Annotated in this window: 3 protein-coding genes; all 3 read left to right on the forward strand. The window is 37.6% G+C overall.

Annotated elements, in window-relative coordinates:
- Positions 1-574: 574 nt before the first annotated feature.
- Positions 575-988 carry a hypothetical protein gene (locus Q0L68_RS18775; RefSeq protein ID WP_296705783.1) on the forward strand — a complete coding sequence of 138 codons (414 nt, stop codon included), beginning with the start codon at positions 575-577 and terminating at the stop codon, positions 986-988.
- A 154-nt stretch (positions 989-1142) separates the two neighbouring features.
- Complete coding sequence (locus tag Q0L68_RS18780) at positions 1143-2231, forward strand: efflux RND transporter periplasmic adaptor subunit (protein ID WP_296705784.1); 1089 nt, start codon at positions 1143-1145, stop codon at positions 2229-2231.
- A 24-nt stretch (positions 2232-2255) separates the two neighbouring features.
- A partial coding sequence (locus Q0L68_RS18785; protein WP_296705785.1) for an efflux RND transporter permease subunit occupies positions 2256-3023 on the forward strand: 768 nt, incomplete at its 3' end.

The raw sequence follows: 3023 nt of genomic DNA on the forward strand, positions 1-3023 counted from the left end.
GGATCTGTACTTAGGTCAGCACCATTTTTTGAAAGGACTACTTTATTCACCGCAGGCCCCCAATCAAAACCTTCAACGACAAGGGTGTATGAGTTTTGTGCCAAAGCCTCATAGGATGCAATCATCATAATGAGACAAAAAAGAAGACAGGACCTATTTTTCATCATTCAATTTATTTTGGGTTAAGTTTAAATTTAAGAATCTATTCTATCTGTTTAAAGATTTTTATATAAGCGCTAGTATTCTTATATGTAAATAAAGAATCTAATTCGATTGGTCCAAGATTTCGAATCTGGCCTTGAAAATGGAAAGCCTCAGCTGGAGCAAAATATCCAAACTAAAAAAAATAAAAAATATTAAGCTTTTTGTTTGAAGATGTTCAACAAAATATAGAATTTTATAAAAATTTGTTAATAAAGAAGCTGATTATTGATTTGATTTGGTTAAGTGCAATGAACCGAGAAAGGCAAATGGGAAAGAATCATATCTATTAGTTGGAAACTCGAAACCATTAACAGGAATTAACCGAGAACTACTTGACACTGAGTAAAACTTTATTTTATTTCGCACCCTGATGATAAAGTTGATTACAAGAATTGTACTATCACTTTGTATTCTTCTTTCCAGCGGATATAGCCAACTATATTCCCATGAGATGGAGGAAAATCATCCTTATGCCCAAACCACAGAGCTACCTGGACAAGAAACTTCAAGTATTTCATCCGAGCATCCTGTTCAGTTACCCATTATCTCAACTCATATTTCTGGAAATATCAAAATCGATCCAACAGAGATAGAGGAAGATGATGATGTTTTATTTTCATTTAAAAAGTACGTAGAGAATAGTATCTATTTCTCAGCAATTTTTTGTACGCTGATTTTAGGATTTTTACTAAAATTCATTCAGCGGAAATTATTCTTAAGTAAACATTTCTTTCATATTACATCCTATAGAATGCACCTCCTTTATCAGGTGTTTACTATATGATACTACTTTTTGGGTAATCCTACCTAACTAAAACTACCAGCAAATTTTCGCTGAAAAGTATTCTTCTTTTCTATTTGGAAAGAGTACTTACCCGTGCACGAATTCTTTGCACGTCTAATAATTTAAGAATTACTACCGTTTAAAAATCTATTTTATGAAATCGAGAATTCTCATGCTCGCAGGTTTGTGTGCATTGCTATTCCACACAGGCTGCAACTCACATGGAGAGGAGCACCATGAAGCTGAAACGACCTTTCAGGTCACCAGTCCATTACAAATGGACACTCTGATCACCAAAGAATACGTGTCTCAGGTACATTCTATTCAACACATCGAAATGAGAGCCTTAGAAAGAGGCTACTTGCAAAAAATTTATGTCGATGAAGGCCAATTTGTCAAGAAAGGCACTTTGCTCTTTAAAATCATGCCTAACATTTATCAGGCAGAATTGGAGAGCGCCAAAGCTGAGGCAGAATTTGCAATAATCGAATACGAAAACACCAAGTCCCTAGCCGATAGAAATATCGTCGCACCAAACGAATTAGCCATGGCGAAAGCCAAGGTTGACAAGGCTAATGCAGAACTTCAATTAGCGCAAGTTCATCTACAATTTACCGATATCAGAGCCCCTTTTGATGGAATCATTGACAGATTTCTGGTAAGAGAGGGAAGCCTTTTAGAAGAAGGAGAACTATTGACCAACTTATCAGACAATAGTAAAATGTGGATTTATTACAATGTGCCAGAAGCTGAATACCTGGATTATAAAGCTCAGGTAAATACCGATGAAAATGTACAGGTGGTGTTCCAGATGGCCAATCACAAACAGTTTGAATTTCCCGGTGTAGTAGAAACAATCGAAGCAGACTTCAACAACGAAACAGGAAACATCGCATTCCGAGCTACTTTCCCAAATCCCAACGGTCTTTTAAGACATGGAGAAACTGGAAATATCCAGATGAGTATTCCATTGGAAAACACTCTTTTAATTCCTCAGAAAGCCACTTTTGAAGTTTTGGATAAGAAATATGTGTTCGTCATCGATGAAGATAGTGTTGTGCACTCAAGGGAAATCACCATTGCAGCAGAGCTTCCTCACATCTATGCGGTTGTCTCAGGTCTTGAACCAACTGATAAAATTCTATTGGAAGGACTTCGTCTTGTAAGGGAAAATGATGAGATCCATTATGAATTCGTCAAGCCAGATTATGCCTTGTCAAATCTGAGTTTGTATGCCGAATAATTCGAATCCTAAAACCTAGAATTAATGTTTAGCAAATTCATAAAAAGACCGGTATTAGCGATTGTTATTTCTATCATCATTGTGTTTGTAGGCTCTCTGGCGATGAAGCAGATGCCTATTTCACAATTCCCAGAGATCGCACCGACAACGGTAAGTATTTTCATCGCCTATCCAGGATCAAGTGCAGATGTACTTGTGAAATCAACTTTGATCACACTTGAAAATTCTATCAACGGAGTTCAAGGAATGAGATATATGGCTACAGACGCCACCAGTGCAGGTGAAGCCACAATTAACATAATCTTTGAACCGGGAACTGATCCCAATCAGGCGGTTATCAGGGTAAAAACCCGGGTCGATCAAGTTATGCCTCTTTTACCTGAACTTGTTCAGCGTGAGGGTGTCGTGATCACCCCTATCCAGCCAAGTATGTTGATGTATGTCAACCTCTATTCAACGAGCGAAAGTATGGATGAGAAATTCCTATACAATTACGCAAATGTGAATATGATTCCCGAGATCAACCGAATCAAAGGGGTAGCAAGATCTCAAATATTAGGAAGTAGAACCTATGCCATGCGAGTTTGGTTAGACCCTGATCGGATGCGTGCTTACAATATCTCTGTTGAAGAGGTAATGGAAGCTATGCAAGAGCAAAGTATTGTAGGCCGTCCAGGTAGAATTGGTCAAAGTTCGGGTATCGCAGCACAATCACTAGAGTATGTATTAACCTATAAAGGAAGATTTAGCACGTCAGAGGAGTATGATAATATTATCATCCGAGCAAATTCA

This window comes from Algoriphagus sp. (genome assembly GCF_024642405.1).
GTDB lineage: Bacteria > Bacteroidota > Bacteroidia > Cytophagales > Cyclobacteriaceae > Algoriphagus.